The organism is Candidatus Nitrosotalea sp. FS (assembly GCF_011319475.1).
Classification (GTDB): domain Archaea; phylum Thermoproteota; class Nitrososphaeria; order Nitrososphaerales; family Nitrosopumilaceae; genus Nitrosotalea.
Window position 1 is genome coordinate 1 of sequence record NZ_RCMC01000047.1, and the last position, 25,898, is coordinate 25,898.

The 25,898-nt window shown below is 39.1% G+C and carries 22 protein-coding genes and 3 pseudogenes; 11 read left to right on the plus strand and 14 right to left on the minus strand.

The features are described 5' to 3' along the window. Nucleotides 1-105 precede the first annotated feature (105 nt). From DYY66_RS15745 to DYY66_RS02265, 3 genes are all read left to right on the plus strand, one after another. Nucleotides 106-1,720 (plus strand): fibronectin type III domain-containing protein (locus DYY66_RS15745; RefSeq protein WP_394352549.1); only part of this gene is annotated, 1,615 nt, incomplete at its 3' end. 62 nt (nt 1,721-1,782) lie between these two features. Further along, nucleotides 1,783-2,865 (plus strand): fibronectin type III domain-containing protein, encoded by a 1,083-nt coding sequence (locus DYY66_RS15750; protein WP_394352550.1) that lies wholly within the window; start codon nt 1,783-1,785, stop codon nt 2,863-2,865. 134 nt (nt 2,866-2,999) lie between these two features. Beyond that, a complete protein-coding gene (locus DYY66_RS02265) occupies nt 3,000-3,164 on the plus strand; it encodes a hypothetical protein (RefSeq protein ID WP_166285849.1) in 165 nt (54 codons plus the stop codon). A 39-nt stretch (nt 3,165-3,203) separates the two neighbouring features. On the opposite strand, the gene DYY66_RS02270 is transcribed toward DYY66_RS02265, so the two are convergent. From DYY66_RS02270 to DYY66_RS02285, 4 genes and pseudogenes are all read right to left on the minus strand, one after another. Continuing rightward, nucleotides 3,204-3,920: a DUF333 domain-containing protein gene (locus tag DYY66_RS02270; RefSeq protein ID WP_255496003.1), complete on the minus strand. Its 717-nt coding sequence runs from the start codon at nt 3,918-3,920 to the stop codon at nt 3,204-3,206. A 100-nt stretch (nt 3,921-4,020) separates the two neighbouring features. Then, nucleotides 4,021-4,848: zinc-binding dehydrogenase (locus DYY66_RS02275; protein ID WP_166285914.1), on the minus strand; the 828-nt coding region annotated here is incomplete at its 5' end. A 1-nt stretch (nt 4,849) separates the two neighbouring features. Beyond that, nucleotides 4,850-5,428, minus strand: a pseudogene (locus tag DYY66_RS02280) (alcohol dehydrogenase catalytic domain-containing protein); the annotation flags it as partial. Nucleotides 5,429-5,473: 45 nt separating this feature from the next. Continuing rightward, nucleotides 5,474-6,487: an aldo/keto reductase gene (locus DYY66_RS02285; protein WP_166285853.1), complete on the minus strand. Its 1,014-nt coding sequence runs from the start codon at nt 6,485-6,487 to the stop codon at nt 5,474-5,476. A gap of 488 nt (nt 6,488-6,975) precedes the next feature. Here DYY66_RS02285 and DYY66_RS15755 point away from each other — a divergent pair. After that, nucleotides 6,976-7,777 (plus strand): ArnT family glycosyltransferase (locus tag DYY66_RS15755; protein WP_394352551.1); only part of this gene is annotated, 802 nt, incomplete at its 3' end. Between the two features lie 649 nt (nt 7,778-8,426). On the opposite strand, the gene DYY66_RS02295 is transcribed toward DYY66_RS15755, so the two are convergent. After that, nucleotides 8,427-8,687, minus strand: a complete 261-nt coding sequence (locus DYY66_RS02295; protein WP_166285857.1) for a hypothetical protein — start codon at nt 8,685-8,687, stop codon at nt 8,427-8,429. A 132-nt stretch (nt 8,688-8,819) separates the two neighbouring features. Here DYY66_RS02295 and DYY66_RS02300 point away from each other — a divergent pair, with 132 nt between their 5' ends. Then, nucleotides 8,820-9,218 carry a hypothetical protein gene (locus tag DYY66_RS02300; RefSeq protein ID WP_166285859.1) on the plus strand — a complete coding sequence of 133 codons (399 nt, stop codon included), beginning with the start codon at nt 8,820-8,822 and terminating at the stop codon, nt 9,216-9,218. 709 nt (nt 9,219-9,927) lie between these two features. Here DYY66_RS02300 and DYY66_RS15760 read toward each other — a convergent pair. Next, nucleotides 9,928-10,313 (minus strand): annotated as a pseudogene (locus tag DYY66_RS15760) (tetratricopeptide repeat protein); the annotation flags it as partial. 115 nt (nt 10,314-10,428) lie between these two features. Beyond that, complete coding sequence (locus tag DYY66_RS02315) at nt 10,429-10,815, minus strand: hypothetical protein (protein WP_166285864.1); 387 nt, start codon at nt 10,813-10,815, stop codon at nt 10,429-10,431. A 388-nt stretch (nt 10,816-11,203) separates the two neighbouring features. Between DYY66_RS02315 and DYY66_RS02320 the strand changes: the two genes are divergently transcribed. Beyond that, a complete protein-coding gene (locus DYY66_RS02320; protein ID WP_255496004.1) occupies nt 11,204-12,016 on the plus strand; it encodes a dienelactone hydrolase family protein in 813 nt (270 codons plus the stop codon). Between the two features lie 258 nt (nt 12,017-12,274). Here DYY66_RS02320 and DYY66_RS02330 read toward each other — a convergent pair whose 3' ends face one another. Then, nucleotides 12,275-12,802 carry a hypothetical protein gene (locus tag DYY66_RS02330; RefSeq protein ID WP_166285870.1) on the minus strand — a complete coding sequence of 176 codons (528 nt, stop codon included), beginning with the start codon at nt 12,800-12,802 and terminating at the stop codon, nt 12,275-12,277. A 136-nt stretch (nt 12,803-12,938) separates the two neighbouring features. Further along, complete coding sequence (locus DYY66_RS02335) at nt 12,939-13,127, minus strand: hypothetical protein (protein WP_166285872.1); 189 nt, start codon at nt 13,125-13,127, stop codon at nt 12,939-12,941. Between the two features lie 405 nt (nt 13,128-13,532). Between DYY66_RS02335 and DYY66_RS02340 the strand changes: the two genes are divergently transcribed. Then, entirely contained in the window at nt 13,533-13,754 is a 222-nt protein-coding gene (locus DYY66_RS02340; RefSeq protein WP_166285874.1) for a hypothetical protein, read from the plus strand. A gap of 1,011 nt (nt 13,755-14,765) precedes the next feature. On the opposite strand, the gene DYY66_RS02355 is transcribed toward DYY66_RS02340, so the two are convergent. From DYY66_RS02355 to DYY66_RS02380, 5 genes and pseudogenes are all read right to left on the minus strand, one after another. Beyond that, entirely contained in the window at nt 14,766-15,368 is a 603-nt protein-coding gene (locus DYY66_RS02355) for a hypothetical protein (RefSeq protein ID WP_166285880.1), read from the minus strand. Nucleotides 15,369-15,472: 104 nt separating this feature from the next. After that, nucleotides 15,473-15,826: pseudogene (locus tag DYY66_RS12945) on the minus strand (hypothetical protein); the annotation flags it as partial. A gap of 415 nt (nt 15,827-16,241) precedes the next feature. Further along, on the minus strand, nt 16,242-16,754 hold the full coding sequence (locus DYY66_RS02370; RefSeq protein ID WP_255496005.1) for a J domain-containing protein: 513 nt from the start codon (nt 16,752-16,754) through the stop codon (nt 16,242-16,244). Continuing rightward, nucleotides 16,744-17,148 carry a hypothetical protein gene (locus DYY66_RS02375; RefSeq protein WP_166285888.1) on the minus strand — a complete coding sequence of 135 codons (405 nt, stop codon included), beginning with the start codon at nt 17,146-17,148 and terminating at the stop codon, nt 16,744-16,746. The genes DYY66_RS02370 and DYY66_RS02375 overlap by 11 nt, the downstream gene beginning before the upstream one ends. A gap of 45 nt (nt 17,149-17,193) precedes the next feature. Then, a complete protein-coding gene (locus DYY66_RS02380) occupies nt 17,194-18,477 on the minus strand; it encodes a DUF192 domain-containing protein (protein WP_166285890.1) in 1,284 nt (427 codons plus the stop codon). A 908-nt stretch (nt 18,478-19,385) separates the two neighbouring features. On the opposite strand from DYY66_RS02380, the gene DYY66_RS02395 reads away from it, so the two are divergent. From DYY66_RS02395 to DYY66_RS02435, 4 genes are all read left to right on the plus strand, one after another. Then, nucleotides 19,386-19,928, plus strand: coding sequence for a hypothetical protein (locus tag DYY66_RS02395; RefSeq protein WP_166285896.1), 543 nt, complete (start codon nt 19,386-19,388; stop codon nt 19,926-19,928). Between the two features lie 32 nt (nt 19,929-19,960). Next, nucleotides 19,961-21,037 (plus strand): SPFH domain-containing protein, encoded by a 1,077-nt coding sequence (locus DYY66_RS02400; RefSeq protein ID WP_166285898.1) that lies wholly within the window; start codon nt 19,961-19,963, stop codon nt 21,035-21,037. A gap of 11 nt (nt 21,038-21,048) precedes the next feature. Next, the coding region (locus tag DYY66_RS15765; RefSeq protein WP_394352548.1) for a zinc ribbon domain-containing protein at nt 21,049-21,556 on the plus strand (508 nt) is incomplete at its 3' end. Between the two features lie 3,152 nt (nt 21,557-24,708). Further along, complete coding sequence (locus DYY66_RS02435; protein WP_166285910.1) at nt 24,709-24,960, plus strand: hypothetical protein; 252 nt, start codon at nt 24,709-24,711, stop codon at nt 24,958-24,960. Nucleotides 24,961-25,898 lie beyond the last annotated feature (938 nt).

Below are 25,898 nucleotides of genomic sequence, written 5' to 3' on the forward strand. Positions count from 1 at the left end.
AAGACATACATTTACAGAGTTTATGCAATAAATGTAATCGGTACCGGAAATGCTACACCGGAACAACTTGCTACTCCCACAAGCAGTTCTGCCCCACCAAAGAACATTGCTCCAAATCCTCCACAAAATCTTGTCGCATCAATATATTCTTCAACGCAGATAAATCTGTCATGGAATACACCAACATCCAATGGCGGACCGTCTGTAACAGGATACAAAATAGACTACATGTTAGATTCGGGGGTTTTTACAAACATAATAGCAAACTCTGGCAGTACACTCACCACCTACTCTCACACAGGACTGCAAACCGGCCACACCTATACTTACAGAGTTTTTGCGATAAATTCCATTGGCACAGGTAATGCATCAAGCACTGCATCAGCAGTACCGACACAGGTCATTACAGTTCCAGGTTCACCAACTCTAAATGCTACGCCTTTATCATCTACAAGCATCAACCTGTCATGGATGCCTCCATCAAGTGATGGAGGTTCTGCAATCAATGGATACAAGATAGAATATGCAAATGGAACATCCACGTATACTGTACTTGTTGCAAACACAGGTAACACACAAACTTCGTACATTCATAGCGGTCTTTCCACAGGTAAAAGTTACACATATCGTATAACTGCCATCAATTCAATTGGTGCAGGAAATCCATCAAATGCTGTAACTACACAACCTCAAGATACAAAAACTCCAACCATAGTCTCTGCTGTTGCCATATCACCAACTAGTGTAATGATATCATGGATCCAGCCATCTCAGACATATGGACAGATGGTAAGCGGATACACAGTTGATCAAGTGATAAGCGGTAATTTTCTTCCAATTGATACCACGTCAAGTGGAGTCACAAGCTATACAATTCCAAATCTTACAACAAACAAGACATACACTTTTTCAGTAACCGCAATGTTATCAGGAGGATCGCAGACTAATCCTTCACCAACTGTTTCTGTAATGCCTACGCGTACATCATCTGCACCAAACTCTGGTCAGACACCATCACAACCCCCAACACCACAACAAAATCAGGCATTACCGGATCCACCATCAGGCACAAACGCCACACTAATCTCGTCAAGTACTGTAAAGATTTCTTGGATAGCACCATCAAACAATGGTAAACTTCCAATTACAGGATTCAAGATAGAGTCAAAGACAGGAGTATCAGGTACATGGAGTACCGTCGCTTCAAATACAGGAGTTCAGATGTCATTTATCAAGTCTGGACTGGAATCTGGTACAACCTACTATTATCGAGTATCATCAATAAACAACGTAGGAACCAGCCAACCATCTAACGAAGTTCTTGTAACCACGCAACAGATTACAAATCCAACACCTATACCCCCACCACCGCCAGTTATACAACATTCTCAAGGCATGATTCCTGTTTTCAATACTACTTCAACAATAGCTTATGAGATCACAGGAGGTCGGATATTAGGCATAGGTGTCAACCCAGGAACATTTTCTTTGAACATCAATTTGAAAAATGACAATCCTGGAACAATATCTGTCACTATTCCAAGAGACATGGTTGATGCAAAGAAACGTGATGGTACAGATGACACATTCATAGTTACAAGTAATGGAATGATTTCTGAATTTAATGAAACCAAGACCGGGTCATACAGAATGCTTTCTATATCATTTCCTGCAAATACCGATAAAATATCAATTTATGGAACAACCGCAGTGCCTGAATNTGGACCTGGGAATCCATCAAATGTTTCAACTGCACAACCTGAAGATACAAAAACTCCAACCATAGTCTCTGCTGTTGCCATATCACCAACTAGTGTAAAGATATCATGGGTCCAGCCATCTCAGACATATGGACAGATGATAACCGGGTATACAGTTGATCAAGTGATAAATGGCAATTTTATTTCAATTGATGACACTTCAAGTGATGTAACAAGTTATACAGTTCCAAATCTTATAACAAACAAGACATACAGTTTTTCAGTAACTGCGGTATTATCAGGAGGGTCACAGACTAATCCCTCACCAACTGTTTCTGTAATGCCTACGCGTACATCATCTGCACCAAACTCTGGTCAGACACCGTCACAACCCCCAACACCACAACAGAATCAAGCATTACCAGATCCACCAACAGGCATAAACGCCACACTAATCTCAGCAAGTACTGCAAAGATTTCATGGATTGCACCATCAAATAATGGTAAACTTCCAATTACAGGATTCAAGATAGAATCAAAGGTAGGAGTACAAGGTGCATGGAATACAGTCATTTCAAATACCGGAGTTCAAATGTCATTTATCAAGTCTGGACTTGAGTCTGGTACAACTTACTATTATCGAGTATCATCAATAAACAATGTCGGGACCAGCCAACCATCAAGCGAAGTTTTTGTAACCACACAACAGACCGCAAATCCAACGCCCATACCCCCACCACCTCCAGTTCTACAACATTCCCAAGGCATGATTCCTGTCTTCAATACTACTTCAACAATAGCCTATGACATCACAGGAGGTCAGATATTAGGCATAGGCGTCAACCCAGGAACATTTTCTTTGAATATCAATTTGAAAAGTGACAACCCTGGAACAGTATCGGTTACCATTCCAAGAGACATGGTAGATTCAAAGAAACGAGACGGTACAGATGACACATTCATTGTTACAAGTAATGGAATGATTTCAGAGTTTAATGAAACCAAGACTGGGGCATACAGAATACTTTCAATCTCATTTCCTGCACATACTGATAAAATATCAATTTATGGAACAACTGCAGTGCCTGAATTTCCGATTGCATTAATTGCATTTCTTGTTGCATTCATTCCAGTAATCATGCTTTCAAGAAGGATTGTAAAATAATCTCAAGGACGGCCAAAGATAGTTTCTGTTTAAAGCAATCATAGAATTGTTTTTTCATATTTTGGAAAGTATTACAACAATTTCATGAAAAAACTCTACCAACAATTTATCAATGGTACCGGACGAGTCTAATCATGCCACGAAAAGAATACAAGACAATAACAGTGAAAGTCGATGCCTTTCAACAGTTTGCTAGAGCAATAAAAAAAGCAAAACAGGATGACTCGTCAGTTGACAATAGTACATTTCTGGTGTCACTTTTAAACAAGAATCATAAAAGCAAGAAGAATCGTTCGTAGAATAAAGTACTGGACACTAGTCAATAAATCAGAAATGTTCTAGCCTTTTGCAGTGATACCTACAGATTCATTTAGGTTTAGAGTAAAGTTTTTCGGAGCTGTAGAATTTGTTATTGCAGTTGAATTTATGTTAGAAGACATGGTAGAGTTGACACCACCAGACATTGTAACAGGTGAACACTCTCCCTTGAAATAATTCCATTCATCACACTCGTAACCATTAGAAAATACACAGATGCCAGTTTGACCCGATGATGTTGTTCGAATATCCAATTTTCCACCATGGTTTACACAGTAGACTGATGCGGGATTTGCTATAGTTGTAGAGTTTGTAGATGTAGTCGTAGTGGAGGATATTGCTGGAGTTTTATTCCATGTTTTAGAAAGATTAACTGCCACATCAAATCCGGCCAAGACACCTGTGAGCAATGATACGGTTTCTTGTTTTGCATTAAGATCAATCGAGTATCTAGCAGTATCACCGACTTTGAAGACATCATTGTCTGTAGTATCAATAACAGTGGACAAGAGACAGATTGGTACAGTTGAATCACATGTAGTACTTGGAGATATGGAAACATGAACCAACCCCCTTCCCACAGGAGACTGGAGGAGTATTGTACCCTTGTCTCCATGCACTATAGTCCACATTACCACGCCATGAAAGTTACTGCTTTCGGCAACTGTACCCTTGGAAGAGAAGTTTACAGAACTTGGGGTTTGCGCATATCCAAGATGCATTAACGGTAAAGTCAAACTAAGAACCAAAAGGATTACAAAACTACTAGTCAGTTTTGATGTCAATGCCATACGTAAAAGACCATAGTCTAAAAACATATGGTAATTAATTTTTAAATCACTCTGGTTTCATCAAGATTTTCCCAAACAAATTTCCCTTTAGCATTTTAGTGTGAGCCTCTACTGCATTCTCAAACGTATAGACTGAATCAATGATTGATTTTATCTTCCCCTTGGACATCCAGAAGATTCCAGATTCAAGCTCAGAGCGTGTTCCTTGAGTGGAACCCAAGATGTTTGCTCCCTTGAAAAATATATGCCTTAGATCAGAATTTACTTCATACCCAGTTGTTGCGCCAGTTGTAACAAGAGTTGCACCATACTTTAGCAATGCAAGTTCTTTGTTCCAGTGAGACCCACCAATATGCTCAAAGATTACATCGATGCCAGGACTTGATTGTTTCTTTTTTGCCAGATTCTTTGAGATATCAAAGACTTGTTTGTTCCAGTCCTCTTTTCTGTGGTCTACTGCAAAGTCTGCTCCAAGTTTTATGCATTCTTCCAATTTATTTTCGCTTGCAGTTGCAATTACATCACAACCATAAAGCTTGGCAATCTGGATTCCAAATGTTCCCATGCCAGAGCCTCCACCCATGACAAGTACAGTTTGGCCAGGTCTTATTTTTGCCCGCCCCACAAGCATGTGCCAAGATGTTGTCATTGTCATCGAAGCGGCTGCTGCATCTTCATAGGATACGTTCTCCGGAATTTTGACTACGTTTACCTCAGGAAGGTGAGTGTATTCGCAATAGCCACCCCACAAAGGACCTGTCTGAAATCCCCAGACTTTTCTATATCGACAGTCATATTCACGTCCCTCGGTGCATGCAATACAGACCCTACAGGAAAGATTGCCGTGTGAGACAACACGATCTCCAACTTTGATNGGCAATCTGAATCCCAAATGTCCCCATACCAGAACCTCCACCCATGACAAGTACGGTTTGGCCAGGCTTGATTTTTGCCCGTCCCACAAGCATGTGCCAAGATGTTGTCATCGTCATCGAAGCAGCTGCTGCATCTTCATATGACACGTTTTCGGGAATTTTAACTACGTTTACCTCAGGAAGATGAGTATATTCGCAATAGCCACCCCACAATGGACCTGTCTGAAAACCCCAAACTTTCCTGTATCGGCAGTCATATTCACGTCCTTCAGTACATGCAATGCACACTCGACAAGACAGATTACCGTGTGAAACAACACGATCCCCAACTTTGATGCCAGTTACATCCTCGCCTACTGCAACAACTTCCCCTGCAGCATCAGTTCCTGAAATATGTGGCATTGGTATTTGGATTGGCTTTCCGCGCATTCCCCAGATATCGTCATGGTTTAATCCTGCAACTATAACCTTGAAGACCACTTCATTTGATTTTGGTTTGGGTTCTGGTACATCTTTTACTTTGAGAATTTTTTTGTAATCGTCATCAGGTGCGTATTCTTCATAGACTAGAGCTTTCACAATTCATGTGGGATACATTGGCAATATTAAGAAAATGTTATAGTGTTACCTATATTCATCACCACAGTCACCGATTACACTAAAAAGATCATTTGCTTTTGATGTGACTGTTTTTATTTTTTCGTCATCTTCTTTGTCAAGATGTAATGAAAACACTTTGAGATTATCAGATTTATTTTCAGAGATACCAAGCCTGGCACCTATTATCACTCCCGCAACAGCAGGCTTGTCAAGGATATACCGTGTAGCAACATTTGCAATGCTGGAGTTGTGTTTTGTTGCAATTTCATTTAATGTGGACAAGAGTTCTTGAAACAGCTTCCACCCTCCCCATGCGTCAATCATATTCTTGTATTTTTGCAGACTGTACGTATCCATGTCTGACCTTGACGGTTCAGGCTTGCCTAGATATTTTTCAGACAGGAACCCTCCACAAAGTGTTCCATACGCAAGAATACTCATCTCATGTTTCTTGCAAAACGGAGCCATTTTGACTTGAGGGCGTTGGTCTAGTATAGAATATTGTACTTGATTAGATACAAGTTTGAATCCTTGTTCCAGCATTATCTCAATTGTACTAGTATCAAAATTTGTCAGTCCTATGTGACGTATCTTTCCTTCATCGCAAAGCTTTGACAGATGATACAGTGCATCAAGATAACTTGTATCATTATAATCCCACCAGTGAAACTGGAGTAAATCTATAGATTCAACGCCCATTCTATGAATTGATTTTTTTATGTGATGTTCTACTATGGATTTGGTCATTGGTCCTGGGTTTGGGACAAATTTTGTAAATCCTTGAACTTTTTTCGTTTCATCGGTACCTCTTTGTTTTTCCAGTCTTTGCCTAAACTTGCCAAAATATTCTTCTGCAGGACCATAGATGTCTGCCATGTCCCAAGTTGTCAGGCCCGCGTCATGGTACGAAAACATTTCAGATATTGCAGACTCGGGATCAATATCACCATGACCTCCTGCCACTTGCCACATGCCATTTAGTATTCTAGATACTTTTAGATCACGTGTCAATTGCCAAGTCTTTTGGTTTGATTCCATAGAATGTTCTAAAGTAGTTTGTTTGATAATCTTTTAGGCAGAAACTAGACAACGGATTTAGATAGAGATATCAATCAACTGCAAAAGACAAGAAAATGGTATCAGGTTACATGAATTTGGTTCATTTTGTGAGAAAAAAATCAAGCTATACAATTCCCGTTGTATTGTTTCTTGCATCCATGTTGATGTATTCTTACAACTTGGAAGGACAGCCAAGACATGGAGATGAGATAAACTACCTAGGATGGGCAGGAAATTACATTCACCTGATTGAAAATGGTGACCTTGGAAACTCGTGTCTTGCATCAATTGACAATTGTGGTTCATTATACCACATACCAGCGCATGGTGCTACATACAGTCCGCTGCGCATGGTTCTGATTGGACTTCCCATGAGTCTTGAACACCAGGATACGGGAGACTATTACGACTGGTCTTGTTATTGGTTTACTTGCTATAATTTTCACAGCGCCCCAACTATTTCACAGATGGCTGCAGGTCGTGCACTGTCCCCAGTATTTGGGGCGCTTGGCGTAGTTGTTACATTTTTGATTGGAAAGATTCTCTTTAACAGAACCACGGGCATAATTTTTTCACTTTTTTTCATGTTTTACAACCTTTGGATGTGGTACAGTAGAACCATAATGACAGAGGTCCACTATGTTTTCTTTAGCATGTTGGCTCTATTGCTGTTACTGTATTCTTTTAAAACAGGTCGCCTTAGAATAAAATATTTAATTTGTAGCGGAGTTGCATTTGGATGCGCATTTACTTCAAAATTACTATCTGTTGAATTTTCAGTTTTATTTGCAGCAATAATTTTATTGAATGGTCTATCCCAGAGACAACCTGATTCAGCAATTAATAAAAAACAGATCTTAAAAATCGGTTTAACAATTTTTGCATTCTTCTGTATTGCACTGTTTGCATTGTTATTAACAGAGCCTGGATTTTATAAAAACCCCATTTTACAGATTCAGGTTATGAAGTCGGACATGGACAACTATAATCGCGATGTCTGGTTCATTGCATATCCTACAATACAAGGACTGCAACCAACTAGAATGCTCTCATTGTTCCATTATGCTCTATTTCCAAGTCCAATAGAGCATACAATACCCGGAGCATTTCCCAATTCCACCTTCAAAGTAAACTGGAATAGCCCTCTGACTTATTCCAGCATACCGCTAACCACATTCTTCTTTGTCGGTATGGGATACGTCATCCAAAAAGTAAGAAAATTCAGAGATTGTATTCCAGAGTCACTTGTACTAATTTGGTTTGTTAGTANTATTCTTCTTTGTTGGGATGAGATACATAATCCAAAAAGTAAGAAAATTCAAAGACTGTATTCCAGAGTCACTTGTACTAATTTGGTTTGTCAGNCAATACCTGGTGCATTTCCCAATTCCACCTTCAAGGTAGACTGGAATAGTCCTCTGACTTATTCCAGCATACCGCTAACCACATTCTTCTTTGTCGGTATGGGATACGTCATCCAAAAAGTAAGAAAATTCAGAGATTGTATTCCAGAGTCACTTGTACTAATTTGGTTTGTTAGTACCTTTATCACTACACTCATGATTGCAAGAGACCTTTCACTTGAGAGATACATGCTGCCATTTTTGATTTCAATCATTATCATCGCATCGTATGGATTTTACCAGTTTACAAGACATGTTTACAGCAAAAAGATGCAATATGCGTTTGCGGCATGTACCATATTTGCCCATGCTGTTACGTCAATATCATACTGGCAAAAGATCTATTTTGCACCAGGAACATTTTGGACAAATCCATTACCATATGGAACACTTCAAGAATCACTGACAAACCCACTAACGCTATTTGTCAGCATGGTATTTCTAGTGTTTTTTATTTCTCTGATAGTAACTCAGTTCAAAAAAGCCAAAATTACTGCACAAACACCATAATGGTATCACTCAGAATCACAATCTTCTAGCCTGTTCTTATCATAGAATAATTTGTTACTCTCAATTTTTACAATAGAGCCTGTTGTGAAACACATTTCGCTTCGTTTCCCGTGTATGTCTATCACAATGATAGATGAGACATCTTCACATGGAACAGAAACCAAGAGAATTGCGTCTTTTTGATCATTTTGGGCCTCAACCCAACATGCATTTGGCAGTATAGTCTTGCATTCGATAGAATTTGGAAGTGATATGTTTACAGACATGTAAAAATTGGTTTGTTGTAGGATATTTAGATTATTCTAGTGATTTTTCACTAGATAAAACTTGACAGATGAAATATTTTGTCAGGTCATCCATACCAAAATTGAAATATTTAGGCGAGTAATTATTACCAGTTGAAAAAATCAATTCTTTCAATAGCTATGGGCGGAGGTTTTGCGGCAGTTGCAATATTTTTACTAGTCATCTTTTTGCCAATAATTCCCATCTCTGAAAAATACAGCATTTCAGTTGACCCCATAATAGTAAAAGATGAGATGGGTACGGAGACACATGTTGCCATCAGAAATACCGGTACAGATGCTTTGACTCATGTTGTGGTATACTATGGAGGCTCTGCAAAATCAGATATCATACCAACACTCAACCCAGGAGAAAAGATTTCACTTTCACCTCCAGAAGGTAGCGAACTCAATGAAGTACGGATAACAACAGATCAAGGAATCAACATAACAAAAGAATACAGAACTCCTGCAAGTGCAAGCTTTGTTGGAAATTCAGGTTATGGCGGATAGTTTTTTTCAACAGTCATATCATTTGCATACTTGAGCAACACACCCAGATGATTTTAAGAAATATGATGTTTTTTTACAAGATTAATTAATTTGGTGGCAATTTTTTCAGCATCAGAACTTGGAAGCACCACACATAAGATTATGCCATATCTACCAAGAGGGGCAGTGATACGTTTTGCTTTTTCGTATTTTGCCATTGCATAAAGCGGCTCTCCCAGTGTCCTATGAGACCTCCTAGTCACCCATCGCAGTGATGCATCAGCTAGTGATTTTTCTATTTCCTCTCTTGTCTGTAGGCTTTTGATGCCTTCCCGTTCTTTAAAATGAAACTCTACCCTGTACGATACTGCAACTAGCGTAATGTCATTGTCAGACTGCATTATTTCATCGCAGATTTNACGTTTTGCTTTTTCATATTTTGCCATTGCGTAAAGCGGTTCTCCCAGTGTCCTGTGAGATCTTCTAGTCACCCATCGTAGTGATGCATCAGCTAACGATTTTTCCACCTCCTCTCTTGTCTGTAGACTTTTGATTCCTTCTCGCTCTTTAAAATGAAACTCTGTCCTGTACGATACTGCAACTAGTGTAATATCATTGTCAGACTGCATTATTTCATCGCAGATTTTTTCAAGATTCATGGTTTTGCCCTCGAGAGTGTATCTCCCATGTCATAACACTTGTCAGCAGAATCAAATAATGTAATTGACCNTCTCTTGAGAGTGTATCTCCCATATCATAACACTTGTCAGCAGAATCAAATAATGCAATTGATCTATTTACCAGTTTAGGAGCATTTGTACGATCATCATTTGCCTTGTCAACTAGAGACTGTCCAAAATTTCGTAATGCATTTGCCTTGTTATACCAGGCATTGACATACTTGGGATCTATCTCAATTGCTCTGTCATAGCAGCTAATTGATTCTTCAAATCTTTTTAATTTTGAGAGAACGATTCCCTTGTTATTCCAGGCACTCACATGGTTTGGGTCTATCTCAAGTGCCTTGTCATAAGCAACAAGCGCATCATCATAATTTCCGTTCTTTGTGCTTTCATTACCTGCACTATACCATGAATTGTGATCAGCAGTACCCACAGAAAATTACATCAGCAAGGCCTATTTTAATAACAAGATCATATCCGCATTACCAAAATATATTGAGATTACTTGAGATGAATAAAAAATCGAAGATTCAACACATTTTAAGATGTTACCAATCTTTAGTTGGATCACCTGAAAACATGTTTTCCAAGTGTTCGATTATTTGGGCGGATCCTCCATCAATGCCCCATGTCACCATTATGAGATACTTGTCTCCAAGCGGCATCGACAGTCGTCTTAGTTTATCATATACTGCCAAGACATACCTTCCTTTGCCAACTTTTGGCTCAAAGGTCCTGCGTATCTTCCAAGCGTTTGCAGCATAGCGTAGTGTTTCTTTTGTATCAGAGTCATTAAGAAATGGCTCCTCGCCCTCACGTACTCTGGTGCTTAGTTCATTTCCAGTGTTATCAAAGATTGTTGCAGATCTAATCTGTTTGTCAGTATGCATGATATTTTCAAGCACCCTATCAAAATATTGTACAGATTGAGACATGGGTAAGATATACACTTGATCGCATATAAGAATAGCAGTTAATTCCAATGTCAAATTTTTAATGAACAAAAATATGTATCAATGTTATTCAAATTACAAAAAATCTAGACTCTATTTGTAAAACGTACAAACACAAAAACTAGCAACGATAAAACGACTGGAAATACAATTCAAATTTAAATTATAATGCATGTAATGATATTTCATGTATAAGAGAATAATCGCAATTTTTTTGACAATTATTTTAGCGTCATCATTGTTTACGTTACAACATGGAGCCATTTCGGAAGCCGTCCCTGAGAAAACACGTGTAATGTCACCCTTGCAGCAAGCAAAAATGCACATATCCATTAACCAGATTATTTGTCAGGACGGGTTGGAGATTGTGATGAAAAAAAGTGACGGAAGTCCAGCATGTGTGAAAAAAGACAATGTTGCCATATTGATTGAACGCGGTTGGGCAATCCATGTTTTACCAGAATACACAATAGACGGCATCAAGAATTCTGACATAATTAAGGGCGGTCCTCTCAAGATAAGGACAGTTCCAGTAAATTATTTTGAAAATACCACAGGATACTTGGCAGAGCCAATACAAGGCAATAGTTTTCCAGGAGTAATACTGATTCATGAATGGTGGGGTCTAAATGACAACATCAAGAGCATGGCAAGAGCACTTGCGTCTCATGGCTATATCGTTTTGGCCGTTGATCTGTATGCGGGCCAAGTCGCTACGACTTCGGACGGTGCAAGGCAGATCTTACTTTCTTTTGACGAACAAAAGGCAATGACCAACATAGGTTCAGCAGTAGACACCCTCAAACATAACTACAACGCAACAAAGGTTGCAACAATTGGATGGTGTTTTGGCGGAAGTCAGTCATTAAACTATGCGCTGAGTGGCAACAAGATTGATGCCACAGTACTCTATTACGGTCAGCCAGTTACAAATACTACCAAGCTAGCAGCAATCAAGTGGCCAGTATTAGGATTTTATGGTGACAAGGACCAATCCAATCCATTAGATAAGATAAAAGAATTCAAAACAGATCTTGATAACTTGGGAATTCAAAATGAGATCTACATTTATCCTGGAATAGGTCATGCGTTTGCAAATCCGTCAGGCGCCACTTTTGCACCAAAAGAAACAAGCGATGCGTGGGGCAAGACAGTTTCTTTTCTTGATAAAAATCTGAAATAAGATTATTTTGTACAGTACTTCAGCCAAACGGCATTAGATATTTTTCCATAATAGTTGATGCATTCTTCACAGAATGAGTCCCATTCACCTATCCCAAGAACATTGAAGAATTCTTTTGTCCAGTCATATGTGGGAGATTTTCGGTATTGAAATTGTTGAATTGTGTAAATCTCTTTTTCTCTAAATTTATCCAGACACCTTTTGCATTGAGCATTTTTTGCATTCTTTTTTGATTCCATATTTTTCAAGGACATTTTTTCAGTGTATAAAGCTCACCCTGTATACCAGTATCAAAGATACCATACCCACAAACAGCCCAAATCCTGCATAAGGCAATTCAGGTATTGCACTAGGATTCAGATATGATCTTTGATCATCTGATGAGGCAGAAATTGTATGTCCTCCTGCATACGTAAATGAGACAGTGACTGCATCATCGCCTCCTGCAGCTAGAAATCCATCAGTAGGACCACATACAGGAGAGCATACCGACGTAGTAGAAGACAAGATAACATAGCCTGCAAAGTCTCCAGTGTCAGGCCCTGTTTCCACAAGCCGATAAGGAATGCTGGACTCTCTTGTAGATACAATGATGCTACTCCCATCCTCTCCAATTGTATCAATAGAATAGGAATTGGAATTAAAATCAGGTGCATGAATCATGATGTTGACTTGGGAACTTGACGGATCTTTTGATATTACAATTGGAGAATTATATCCATATGCAATTGGTACAGCACAGCATGATACCAGTACCAGTGTGATTGCTGTCACATATCCAGTCAAAACCAATGATAAGTTCAGAGAAAACTTTTAGATAATGTTTACCAATCATTGCATAAAATTTACAAAGTCACATGACATACATAGAGGTTTTGTCAAATCTACGTCGGATGTTATCATTGTCAAAAGTTGCCGGTTCTCAAGCCATGTAAACTAGCACATACCATAGATTTACAACTATAGGTACTATCGTTACCACTATAACCAAGGGTGCAAATCTCCAAGTAAGTTTTTCAGGGTGTTTCATAAGATAGTAAAACATCACTAGATCGGTTACTGTGATTATGATACATACTCTTATGATGGAGCTTACAAATGGGCTTAGCACGAATTTTTATTGTTTACTTGCATTTTGAATCAGAGTGATCCATTTGTTATTACCTTCTACTTTAATTCCACAAGCTTCTGACGGTGTTTTACCATCTAACCCACTAGACAACTAAAGACATCAAAATATCACAAATATTGAATTTATTAGGGCAAACAGGTTCACATGATATGGGAATGGATTTGGGTTTTCTCACAAGAGATCTTCCCGTTTGCCTACAATACAATACTCGTACCAAGATTAAAAAAGAAACGTAGGATTCCTCACTAAAGCATAAATTTGCAAGAATACATTTCTGCCACACAATGAATGTATCACAAATGTATACGGTACAGGTAACCATGTTACTGAACAATGTGTCGCAATTCATTATAGATTGGCAGACATCTGTAGAGTATGATGAACATGAATGAAGAGCTATTTGAAGAAGTGTGGGTCTCCAACAATTATGAAACGGTCTTTTGTACGTATGATGAAAAGGAGCAATACCTGAGATTTTTGGGTTCAAAAAGAGAGATACCAAGAGGAATGAATATTGTTTTGGTAAACAGAAAATTGAATCAAAAATATACCAAAAATGAGATCATGCGCGCTACTCCTGAGCAACTTAGGAAAATGGTCAAATGATACCCAAGCCAACATTTTTGAATATTGCAAGTATGTCCCTAGACAAAAAAACGTCTTTAACATATTGAAATACATTAATACTTGATCTGAAGAGATGAAATAATTAACATGACTAAAAAGGACAAAGGACAACCAAAGGAACCAAAAACAAGACCATCATCAAGCAGAAACAAGTTCATTGCATTAGGAGTCATTGCTGCAATAATCGCAGGAGTAGCTTATGTTACATACAGATCAGATAGTACTGTTGATGCAAACTATGCCTCAATTGATGGCATACCTTGTGAGACTCAGGAATATGTNATGAAATAATCAGCATGAGTAAAAAAGGCAAAGACCAACCAAAGGAACCAAAAACAAGACCATCTTCAAGTAGAAACAAGTTCATCGCACTAGGAGTAATTGCTGCAATAATCGCAGGAGTAGCTTATGTTACATACAGATCAGATAGTACTGTTGATGCAAACTATGCCTCAATTGATGGCATACCTTGTGAGACTCAGGAATATGTAACATATCACATCCATGCGCATATGGATATCTTTGTCAATACTCAACACATCCCAATTCCTGCCCTAATAGGAATCAAGTCAAACGAATGTCNGACATACCACATCCATGCACATGTAGATATCTTTGTCAATACTCAACACATTCCAATTCCTGCTCTAGTTGGAATCAAGTCAAACGAATGTCTTTACTGGCTGCACACTCACACACCTGATGGCATAGTACACATGGAGTCACCTAAAGAGAGAGACTTTACCTTGGGAGAATTTTTCAATGTTTGGAAATCAACTAACAGTGGATATCCAATAACTAGCAGTGTACCAGAGATTTTTGTAAATGGAAATCTTGTTAGTACAAGTTTGAATGACACACCGATGAAAGCACATGATGAGATTGTGATTGTATATGGAGACGTACCGCCAAACATGCCAACATTTTATCAATTCCCAGAAGGGGACTAGAACTCTACGTTAAACGCCTGTTTTATTTTTGTCAGAATTATCAAGTGTTTGTAGTAATAGCCCAGCCTCTGTGTATTAGCACAGAGGCACTAGAATGTGATACACATGCAGGCGAGTTGTCCGTTGCTTTGATGATTAATTCAAAACCAGCATTACATTGTACTTGTTGGGCACTGGTTCCAGACTTGAATTGCTTCAAAGGGGACAGAATTCCATACTTTGATAGTTCGAATGTGGCAACGTAATCGGAAAGAGGTATGGTCGTGCTGCTTTTAGGATATGGCTCGATTTTTGTTAGCTGTAAGAAATATCCATCAAGAATCTGAGCTGTTGCATTCTTGTCTCCCAGTCCGCTTGTCAAACTAAAGTCTCCAACATTCTGTCCACTTTTTACCACATTGACAGTTATCGTAGATTTTCCCTGCCAGATGCATGTTACATCGGATGGACATCTAGAATCATCGATTACATTGAGAAATTTTACAACAATATTGTTTGGTTCTGAGGCGGTTTGATTTGGTCTGAGTTGAAATTGGCTTAGGACAACATTAGGACCATGAATTTCTGCATTTACCAACACATGCGGCATGATTACTAGTGCAATGATACAAAAGATTGTAAAAATGATATGTGATACATTCATGTTCGATCTTCAATTGTCAACGGTTTTAGATTTTACTATGTATTGTCATGAAATATTACATTAAAACATAATTCACATTGAAGGTAAAACAATTATGCAGTATTTCAGCTAGTGCAACCAAGATCTGCCATTATTCTTGTAACAGTGGTTGATGGCACAGTAGAATTTGCAAGAACTGTTTTTACTGCAACACAGATTGCAGATGGTTCAACTGGAGGTGTTGGAATTGGTGCCGGAGTAGGAGGTATAGGAGTAGATTGCATTTGTGAAGTATTGTTTGTAGCAGTCATTGTAGTATTAGTTGGCACCGACACAACTTTGGCAGTGTTTGTTGGAGGATGTACAATCTGGGCTTGGTTTAGATTTTCTTGTAGCTTTGTCCATTCACCTGGTGCACAGAGATGATCTCCACAGACTTTGTCGTTACCAAATCGTGCAGTTAGATGTTGATCATTAGCNGCGATTGCATTTGTGAAGTGGTATTCGTAGTTGTTGTGCTAGTGGACACTGAAACAGATTTTGTATAGTTTGTTGGAGTATGTGCAACCTGGGCTTGGTTTAGATTCTCTTGTAGCTTTGCCCATTCACCTGTTGCACAGAGATGATCCCCACAGACTCTGTCGTTACCAAATCGTGCAGTTAGATGTTGATCATTAGCATAAGAATAATCTCGTTTAACCAGATTACTTGTTGCAGGAGTTGTTTGTGCCAATACAGGGGATACAGAACCAAGTACAAGGGCAATTACAACTGCTGTTAAAGATATTGTAAGTAATACAGTTTTGATATCAGATTGCATTAAGATCTTATTAGTATCTTTTCTATTTAAAAATACCTCAAACTTTGAATCAATATGGTACAATTTTAGTGTCTTTAGGAATGTATGCCCAAATATTTTAGTAGACTTTGAGTCAGTCGCCTAAGTCCAATATGTGCAATAAAGAAATTAACCCGAATACATGAGAATACGATTAAACGATATGCTGGAATAATTGTGTGCTTCCATGTCAATATACCATATTTTATGAAAACTGGTTTGTACTCTAGTAAGTAATTACTAATTGTTTTTACATATCTTATTTTTGTAGCATAATCAACAACATCATCTAATACGTACAAATCATGCCAGGTTCTGATTTTTTTATGAATGCTATACGCACTTGTTTTACTGACATGAACAGAATTAGAACTTTGACCAGGATTCTTGTTATCGATACGTAAAGTTTGGTAGGCTTCGGTTATCAATTTGAATTTCATACCATCTTTGGATGAGATATTTTTGTCAGGGTGATATTCTAGTGCCAATCTACGATATGCGTTTCTTATTTCAGACATGGATGCACCTGGATTCAAACCAAGCAGGTTATAGCATTGATCACTGTTCAATAATGAAATAATACTTCGTTCGTTTTAATAAAGTTTGATCGCATATTCTTATCACAGTTGTAAAAGAAGAGTGATTCAAACAAAATTTGTGTCTAGGTTTTTGATTTGAATTGGAAAAGACTTCTTTTCTTGTCCCTTCTTGATCCCAGGCTGCAACTTTGTATCTTCCTGCAGTTCTCCACTGCTTTGTATCAAATCTTAAAACATTAGAGTAAGAACCCTTTTGTGAATTCAGATATTGATCTTCGCTGAAGACTTCTTTTTCAGAAGGATCAAGTATAACCAAGTGCATTGCCTGTTTTATAGAGAGTGTCTCATAATCTAGTTTTATTTTTACATATTCCCCTTCGGTGTAAATTGCCTTGTCAAGATTAATCATTATTTTATTTGGCATGACTAGAATCTTTTTGATGGAATTTAAAAGTCTAGTCTTACAAAATCACGGTTGCGTCAATATCTGCAGATGTGAATTCTGATCAATTCCAAATCTATCTGCAAAACCAGAAGCTACCTCTAGGACATATTGTGCCTGTGTTATACTCTGACCATATATGGTACAAGGATCTTCGGTGCATGCAGGTGCATTTTTTTCCACATGAAGAACATTTCCTGAGCCATCAAACCAAATTATATCAATAGGAAACTGCATCTCTTTCATCCATATTGGTATCACTTGGGGTTGTGCAAATGGAAAGAGCATGCCCTGTCCATATGATAATGGAGTATGATATTGCAGTCCTTTGATTTGCAGTTGAGGAGTATTGGCAATATCAACGTCGAGTAATACTCCCCCTATCTTGACTTGGCCCCTTGGTATACCACTAGAATTTGTGCTGGAATCATTTTGAGTGTATGAGACATTTACTAGCCCATTTGAGATCAAATATTGTATTGCCCCTGCAAACTCGTTATTAGATATCGAACCCTCTGACCAAGACTTGGCATCACTTTTGACCCAAGAGGGAATTTGAGACAAGACATTATTTGCAGCACCAGAGGATGGAATCTGGATGATGTTATTTTCAATCAAGTATTGAATTCCTTGGATGAACTGTGTGTCAGTTATGGAACCATCAGACCAAAACTGGGTAACATGTTTTACCCACATTGGTATTGAAATGTTTGATACGTAATTTGAAGAGATTATTTTGTTTGTATCAACAAGTTTGTAAGACTGTTGTTTAACAGAGACTTCGCCATTTACGTTTACAACACTTGATACTTCAAGGTCCAACAATATTCCCGTATCTTTATCAATTTTTATCAAAACAGAATTTGTCTGGTTATTATTTTGTGCAAACATTACACTTCTGTCATAGTTGTTAAACGATGCAACCTCTTGATGGTATGCATTGTTTAGATTCAACGGTACTGGGAGCATGTACATAAAATTAGAGTTTTGTCCATTTTGTCTTGTAATCAGAGATTTTGTCAGATCAAGCACATCAGATTCAGATGCAGACACGCCGTTTTGTACTGCACTTGTCTTGACGGCAATATTCTTGTTATCGGTAGGATTTACAAAATCAAAGCGTAGGGTTTGGTTCAGATCTGGTGTTGTGATATTATATTTTAGATAATCCCCAGGCAAGGCGCATATTTGATTTGTTTGACATGTCGGATTTGAAGTCTGGACAATAGAATTTTGGAGCAGTGTTATTGCTTCGCTTTGTGGTGCATTTTTTGGAAGATTATCAGAAGGACCTTGCCCATATACCAACATTACAGGAATTTGGTTTCCAGACGGAGGATGATACAGATGCAGAATATTGTGGGCATACTTTGGAAAAATCACCCTGTTGGCAATCATTTTCTAGTGCTTGAATATAATGCACCCATGAGACAGCAATTGTATCAGGCTCTCCGAAATATCGTAATGCAAAGTGTGAAAGTTCATGAGACAAAACCCATGCCCCTGCCCAACTTTCTATTTGAGTATCACATGAGCAGACATAGATTGCCTGTTTGCCGGTGCCAGTTATTTCATACATTCCATAGAATCCTTGTTGGACTAGCTGTTGGCCAACAGTATTATCAGATATTACAACAGNCAGACATAGATTGCCTGTTTGCCGGTACCAGTTATTTCATACATGCCGTAAAATCCTTGTTGCACTAGCTGTTGGCCAACAGTATTATCAGATATTACAACAGGGAGTGTGAATGTTGATAGTCCAGAAAAATATGATTGATAGTTTTTCAGCGGGACACACAATGATCCTTGTAGATCATGCTGTATTCCATACAACGAAAGATATTCGTCTGCAACTACCTGGTAAAATTTCAAGCTCTTGTATTCAGAATCTGAACATGTGTCATTTTCAGTTATGAAAAATACTGCATATGACAGAGCTGGAGTGTTTTGATTTCTTTGTTGTTGTAGTGTTTTAAAATCTGGAATGGTAGAATTTGTTTGTGCAAATGTCGGAACTATAGACAAGAGTAAAAAAGACGATAGTATAATCGATAGGATAATTTTTTTCATCCTGTGAAATTAAGATGTATCTTTGTATTATATGACTTGCTGTAGATATTCTGTTTTATAAAAAAACATGCAGGCAGGCAATTTATTATATGAAGTAACTTTGTTCTCGGAATCTTTAAGTTTTATACCATAGATCAGTAAGACACATGCCGGAGAACAATCCAGACCTTAGAGAGAAGATAGTTGAAAACAGAGGTACTTGGAAAAAGCTACAGCTCAAGATACCGGGACTCAGAGAATATCGTAGTCTTGAAGACTTGAGGGCCGCAGACCAATTGCTACGCAAACAGGTATCAGACAACCTAAACGAATCCAAGGATAAAATCGAAGATCTTAGAAAAACAGCCACTGCAAAGGGGGATTTTGGCAATCTTACTCTAATAGGAAGTACCATATCTCACATACAGCAAATATCTGGTGTTTTGCAGCACTCTCAGCAAGGCTCTGCAGGAATATCCCCAAACATAAGAATCGATGACGGGGTTCTCAACAAACTGTACGAGTATGACTTTAATTTTGTAAATACTGCCGAGCAGATTTTTTCATCATGTTCAGGCGTCATATCAGATTACAATTCAGGTAAATCAGTACAAGAAATAACAACAAAAATCAACTCTATGCTAGATGACTTGGATCATTCATGGAAACAAAGACTAGAATCAGTTGAAAACATATTGGTTACAAAGTGATAAAAATGGTAGAACCTGGAGATTGTCTGTAAATGTTTGGACGTAAAAAAGATCAAGATTCTGGCGGAAGTGTAATTGGTTCAACTACCATAGAGTGGGAATCACAATACAAGGAAGGCAATATCATGTGGAAAGTCCCGCGACTGATAAGACTCAATGACAACATCGTAATCAGAGAAGACGAGATTGCAACATTTTTCAGAGATGGAAAAGTTCTGACGTATTTTGACAAGCCAAATAGATATGCTCTGACAGACTTTAATGCACCAATAGTGGGAGGACTGTTGAAATTCTTTACAGGAGTTGAGCAAGCTGCTGAAGTGTATTATTTACAAAATAGATACATTGACGGCAAGTTTGGTTCTCAAGGACCATATCAATTTGTGGACCCAGTACTTGGTATAGTAAATTTAAGAATATTTGGAGAATTCAGATGGAAGATCTCTTCTCCTGAGAATTTTGTGAACCAGTTTGTTGGAACATTTGCAATGCAAACATCAGATGCAATAGAATCTCGTCTAAAAGAACAGATGGTCCTTTTGGTGTTTAATGCAATTGGAAAGATGAAAGAAAGTGGAATGAAAATTACGGATTTGGCATCAAACTTGCAAAACATTGAACAAGTTGTATTATCCAACGCTCCATCAAACTTTGGTCAATACGGATTAGAGATAAACAAGATATCAGGATTGACAATCAGCCTCCCAGATGAGGTACAAAAAGCAATCAATACCAAATCAGAAATGTCAGTTTTAGGCGTCAATTACATGCAGTATCAGGCAGGACAGGCCATGACAGAGGCTGCCAAGAATCCATCAGGCGGCGCAGGCTCTATGGCAGGCCTCGGAGTAGGATTTGGTGCAGGATCTGGTATCGGATATGCGATGGCAGGCCAGATGGGCCAAGGCATGTACCAGCCACCAATGAAGCAGTGTCAAAAGTGTGCCATGATGATGCCAGTATCTAGTAATTTTTGTCCAAACTGTGGTGAAGGTCAACAACAGGTTGCTCAAAAACCTCAAGGAGTTACATGTCCAAAATGTAATACAATAGTTGCTGTTGATTCCAAGTTCTGTTCTCATTGTGGAAATGAGATGAAATCAGGTTAAGGTAAGAGAAAATGTTTTGCGCAAAATGTGGCATACAACTTCCAGATGATGCAGTCTTTTGTGTCAAGTGCGGTACAAAACAGACACCAGTTTCGGTATCGTCAAGTCAACCAGAAATGGATCCAGACGTAAAAGAAATAAAATGCCCAAACTGCAGCGCTCCGATATCACCCAAGTTTGGCGAGATGGTAGTCACATGCGAATACTGCGGCAGCAGTGTAAGCCTTGAAAACAAGGGATGGAAAAATATTGCAAAACATACCATGTTGCCAATTACAATAGCTGATCAGGACCAGATAACTACAACATTGCATCACATGATGGACAAGGGTCTACTACACAGACACTTGCAAGAGAGTTCCAAGTTAGAAGAACTGAATCTTTCCATGATACCATATTGGATCATTCCTGTTACTGCTAAAACAAATCTTGTTGCAACAGACATTGCTGCTCAAGTGGGAAGCATTGCTGCAACTGCAGCCATGGCAGGTCTAATGGGAGGAGCAATGGGCGGCGGTTNATTGCAACCGACATTGCTGCGCAAGTGGGAAGCATTGCTGCAACTGCTGCCATGGCAGGCCTAATGGGAGGAGCAATGAGTGGCGGTTCTAGAAGAGGAGGAGGTTTCGGCGGAGGAATGATGGACGGCATGTTGTTTGGAACCATGATGGGTGGAGGTGGAATGATGGGTGGAGGCAATGCAACCAAGGCATATACCGTAAATGAAAGCTACAACTGCCCTGTAGTTGCGATAAAATCCTTGACTTCATACCAGCCACACGGGTACGAGTTTCCACTAGACAACCGAGTTGACTTTGACTCTAAAAAGATCCCAAAATCAATCAAGATCTTAAATGGGGACATCAACGAGGATGGGGCAAAGAGCCTGGCAAAAAATATCGTAGACCAGATCCAATCACAGACANGCAATGCAACCAAGGCATATACCGTAAATGAAAGTTACAACTGCCCAGTAGTTGCGATAAAATCTTTGACTTCATACCAGCCACACGGGTACGAGTTTCCACTAGACAATCGAGTGGATTTTGACTCGAAAAAAATCCCAAAATCAATCAAGATCTTAAACGGGGACATCAACGAGGATGCTGCAAAAAATCAAGCAAAGGGTATCGTAGACCAGATCCAGTCACAAATGGTCCACTCCAAGTATCACATGATTCGACAGATGGAAACCCAAGAAGACGTAGCAGAGGGAGAACTGCTGCATGTACCAATATGGTTTGCACAGTACGATCACAAGGGCAAAAAAATAATCCTAATAGTTGATGCAAATTCAGGAAATACCATCAACAGCATAGGGCTCTAGTGTTAAAACTAGAACAGTTTGATGGCATAATTTGGAACAGATTTGGAACAAGTCTTATCTATAAAATTTTGATCTTGTNTATCATCTGATAAGACAGATGGAGACACAGGAGGAAGTGTCAGAAGGAGAGCTGCTGCATGTTCCAATATGGTTTGCCCAATATGATCACAAAGGCAAGAAGATAATTTTGATAATTGATGCAAACTCTGGAAATACAATCAATAGCATAGGACTCAGTTAAGATTTTTAAAACTGGAAGGTTTGAAGGTGCGATTTGGAATAGATTTGGAACAAGTCTTATCTATAAAATTTTGATCTTGTGCATGTAATGACAAGTAAAATTCGTAGCTTGGGAGTATTGCTGATTCTTCCTTTGCTTTCCGTCTCTGCAATAACTGCATTCGTTGACGTCCCGTCTGCAAATGCACTTACAAAAAGAGACTATTTTGCACTAGATGATCAGCCTCTTGTTGCAAGATATGGAAACTCTCCTGTATGTGGGAACCACATCTGTGGACCAGGAGAACAATCCAAGATGCAGCAAGAACTCAATCAAGCACAAACAGGAAAAACATCAAGCCATGAAATAACTGGACAGACAATGTCAGGTGATCATTCCATGATGTCAGGTGATCATTCCATGATGTCAGACAAGGGACAATCCATGTCGATGGAATCAAAAGACTTGGGCTCTGTTCTGAAATTGTCAAATGCAAATCTGCCAATAGTTATTCCACTAGTGAAGGGATTGTATGATGGAAAAGATGTATTCTATATCACAACAGAAGCATCAGACTCTGCAATAGCAGATGCCCTTTCCAAGTTCACCAACTTTCCGGTAACTTTNTACAAAAAGGAAACACGTCAAGCCATGTAATGTCAGGACAAACAATGATGTCAGATAATCATTCCATGATGTCAGACAATGGACAAGCCATGTCAATGGAGTCAAAAGATTTGGGCTCAGTTCTGAAATTGTCAAATGCAAATCTTCCAATAGTCATTCCTCTAGTAAAGGGATTGTATGATGGAAAAGATGTATTTTACATCACAACAGAAGCATCAGACGCTACAATAGCAGATGCACTCTCCAAGTTCACCAACTTTCCGGTAACTTTTACACCAGCATTGACTAAAACCCCAGCATCAGCTCAGGCAAATATCTATGCGTTCAAAAACGGAGTCAAGGGAGGTGGTGTTCTAGGATTCCAGCCTAATGTTGTAGATTCTATCCCAGGGGAATCAAAGTACAGCCCACTCTGGAAGATAAATCNCGCATTGGCTAAAACTCCAGCATCAGCCCAGGCAAATATCTATGCATTCAAGAATGGTATCAAGGGAGGCGGTGTTCTAGGATTCCAGCCCAATGTTGTCGATTCCATTCCAGGAGAATCAAAGTACAGCCCACTCTGGAAGATAAATCTAGTAGAGTGGAAGGACCCATCAATTGCAACAGTTCTTGGCTCAGAAGATGAAATAATGGATGCATTCAACTCTGGCAAGATTACAATTACTCCAACAACAGTAGTTGTCAATTGTCCAATAGTACAATGGGGAGGCAACAAGGAAGGAACAATTCCAGCAGGACACATGAAGATACGCGATACCATTAGTGAGTCTGGCTCTTATGGAAATGCCCAAGTGCTAAACATTGACACAGCCAAGANGCAATTAGTGAGTCCGGTTCATATGGAAATGCCCAAGTGCTAAACATTGACACAGACAAGATGCAAGTAACTTTTGTAGCCCACAGGGGATTTGGCCCTGATGGTTCCACAATTTACTATATCGCAACTGATGCATCACAAAAGGGTCCAGCAGATATGCTAGGAATTGTTTTAGCAAACAAGACCCAGAGTACGATATCAACAAGTGCAGCAGCTGACCTATACCAGTTTTCAAATGGCATAGTCGGTAGTGGACCTCTTGGATTCCAATCAGGAGTGGGAAGCGCAAAACAAGGAGACCAATACTATTCTCCAATGTGGAGAATTCAAGNCGGCATAGTTGGTAGCGGGCCTCTTGGATTCCAGTCAGGAGTTGGCAGTGCAAAGCAAGGAGACCAATACTATTCTCCAATGTGGAGAATTCAAGTGATAAATTGGAAGGATCCTACAATGGCAACTGTACTTGAGAATGTGCATGACATAACAAGCAAGAGCAGTCTTACTGATACGATGGCAGCAGGATTTATCGTAAACTGTCCTTTCTTTAGCACAGATACTGTATACTCTCACGGCAAGTAGAGTGTACAATTCCAATTTTTTTATTTTATAGTATTTTGAAGTATCTTCTATACCATTGTTAATCAAGAGTTAAATCAAAAAAACGCACATCATATGGGATGGTACAAAATACACTTTTAATCATCTTGGGTGCAAGTGTTGGCGGTACAATAGTAATAGCAGTAGGAATGCTGTCAGCATCAGGATGGTCAACGCCTGGAATATACACAGGAACAAGCGACGCATCACATGTTCCTGCCAGCACAACTAATTGCTTTTCATTTCAGACAGGATGCCAAAATACAAACAGCAGCATCCCAGAATCTGCAATGGACTCGGGCGCCTATCTGAGCGGCAATTATAATCCCTAAATTTTAAAATCCACAATTTTTTTTATTTACAGATTAGATATGACTCAAAATAAAAAGAAGGTGAGTTAATTGAACTGCCCTAATAGGCTGCTGAGATTGAACCATGCAATGTGGCATGTGCTTGATCAATTGATTGATCTCTTGTTGCATCAGCAGAACCTGTTGCAGTTATTTGGTCTGCGTTGGCTTTGGCAATAGCATTATCTCGTGTTTGCTCAAGCGGAGCTACAGTATTCCAATAAGACTGTAGATCAGCATTCCAAGTCTTTTCGTTTGTGGTGTAAGAGTTGTCAAGGGTCACATGTGCACTGCTTTCTGAATTAATGTATGCAGTTTGTGCGGCTCCAATTGCTTGATCTTTTGTCACATCTGCAGTCTCTACTGTAGTAATTCTTGTTTCTCTAGCTTGCAAAATTGAATTGTCCTCTGTTACATGTGCCTGACCTATTGTCTGTGCACGTGTTGCAAGTGTAGNAATTGAACCATACATTGTGGCATGTGCTTGATCAATGGCTTGATCTCGTGTTGCATCAGCGGCGCCTGCTGCAGTTACTTGGTCTGCGTTGGCTTTGGCGATAGCACCGTCTCGTGTTTGCTCAAGTGGAGCTACTGCATTCCAATAAGATTGTAGATTGGCATTCCAAGTCTTTCCGTTTGTGGTGTAAGAGTTGTCAAGTGTAACACGTGTACTGCTTTCTGCACTAATGTATGCAGTCTGTGCAGTCCCAATTGCTTGATCTTTTGTCACATCAGCGTTCTCTACTGCAGTAATTCTTGTTTCTCTAGCTTGCAAGATAGAGTTGTCCTCTGTGACATGTGCTTGACCTATTGTCTGTGCACGTGTTGCAAGTGTAGCGTTGCCAATTGTAGTATAGAATGTGCTTCGTGCAGATCCATCGTTGCCATCGCGTGTTGCAAGAGCTGCATAGACTGTAGTC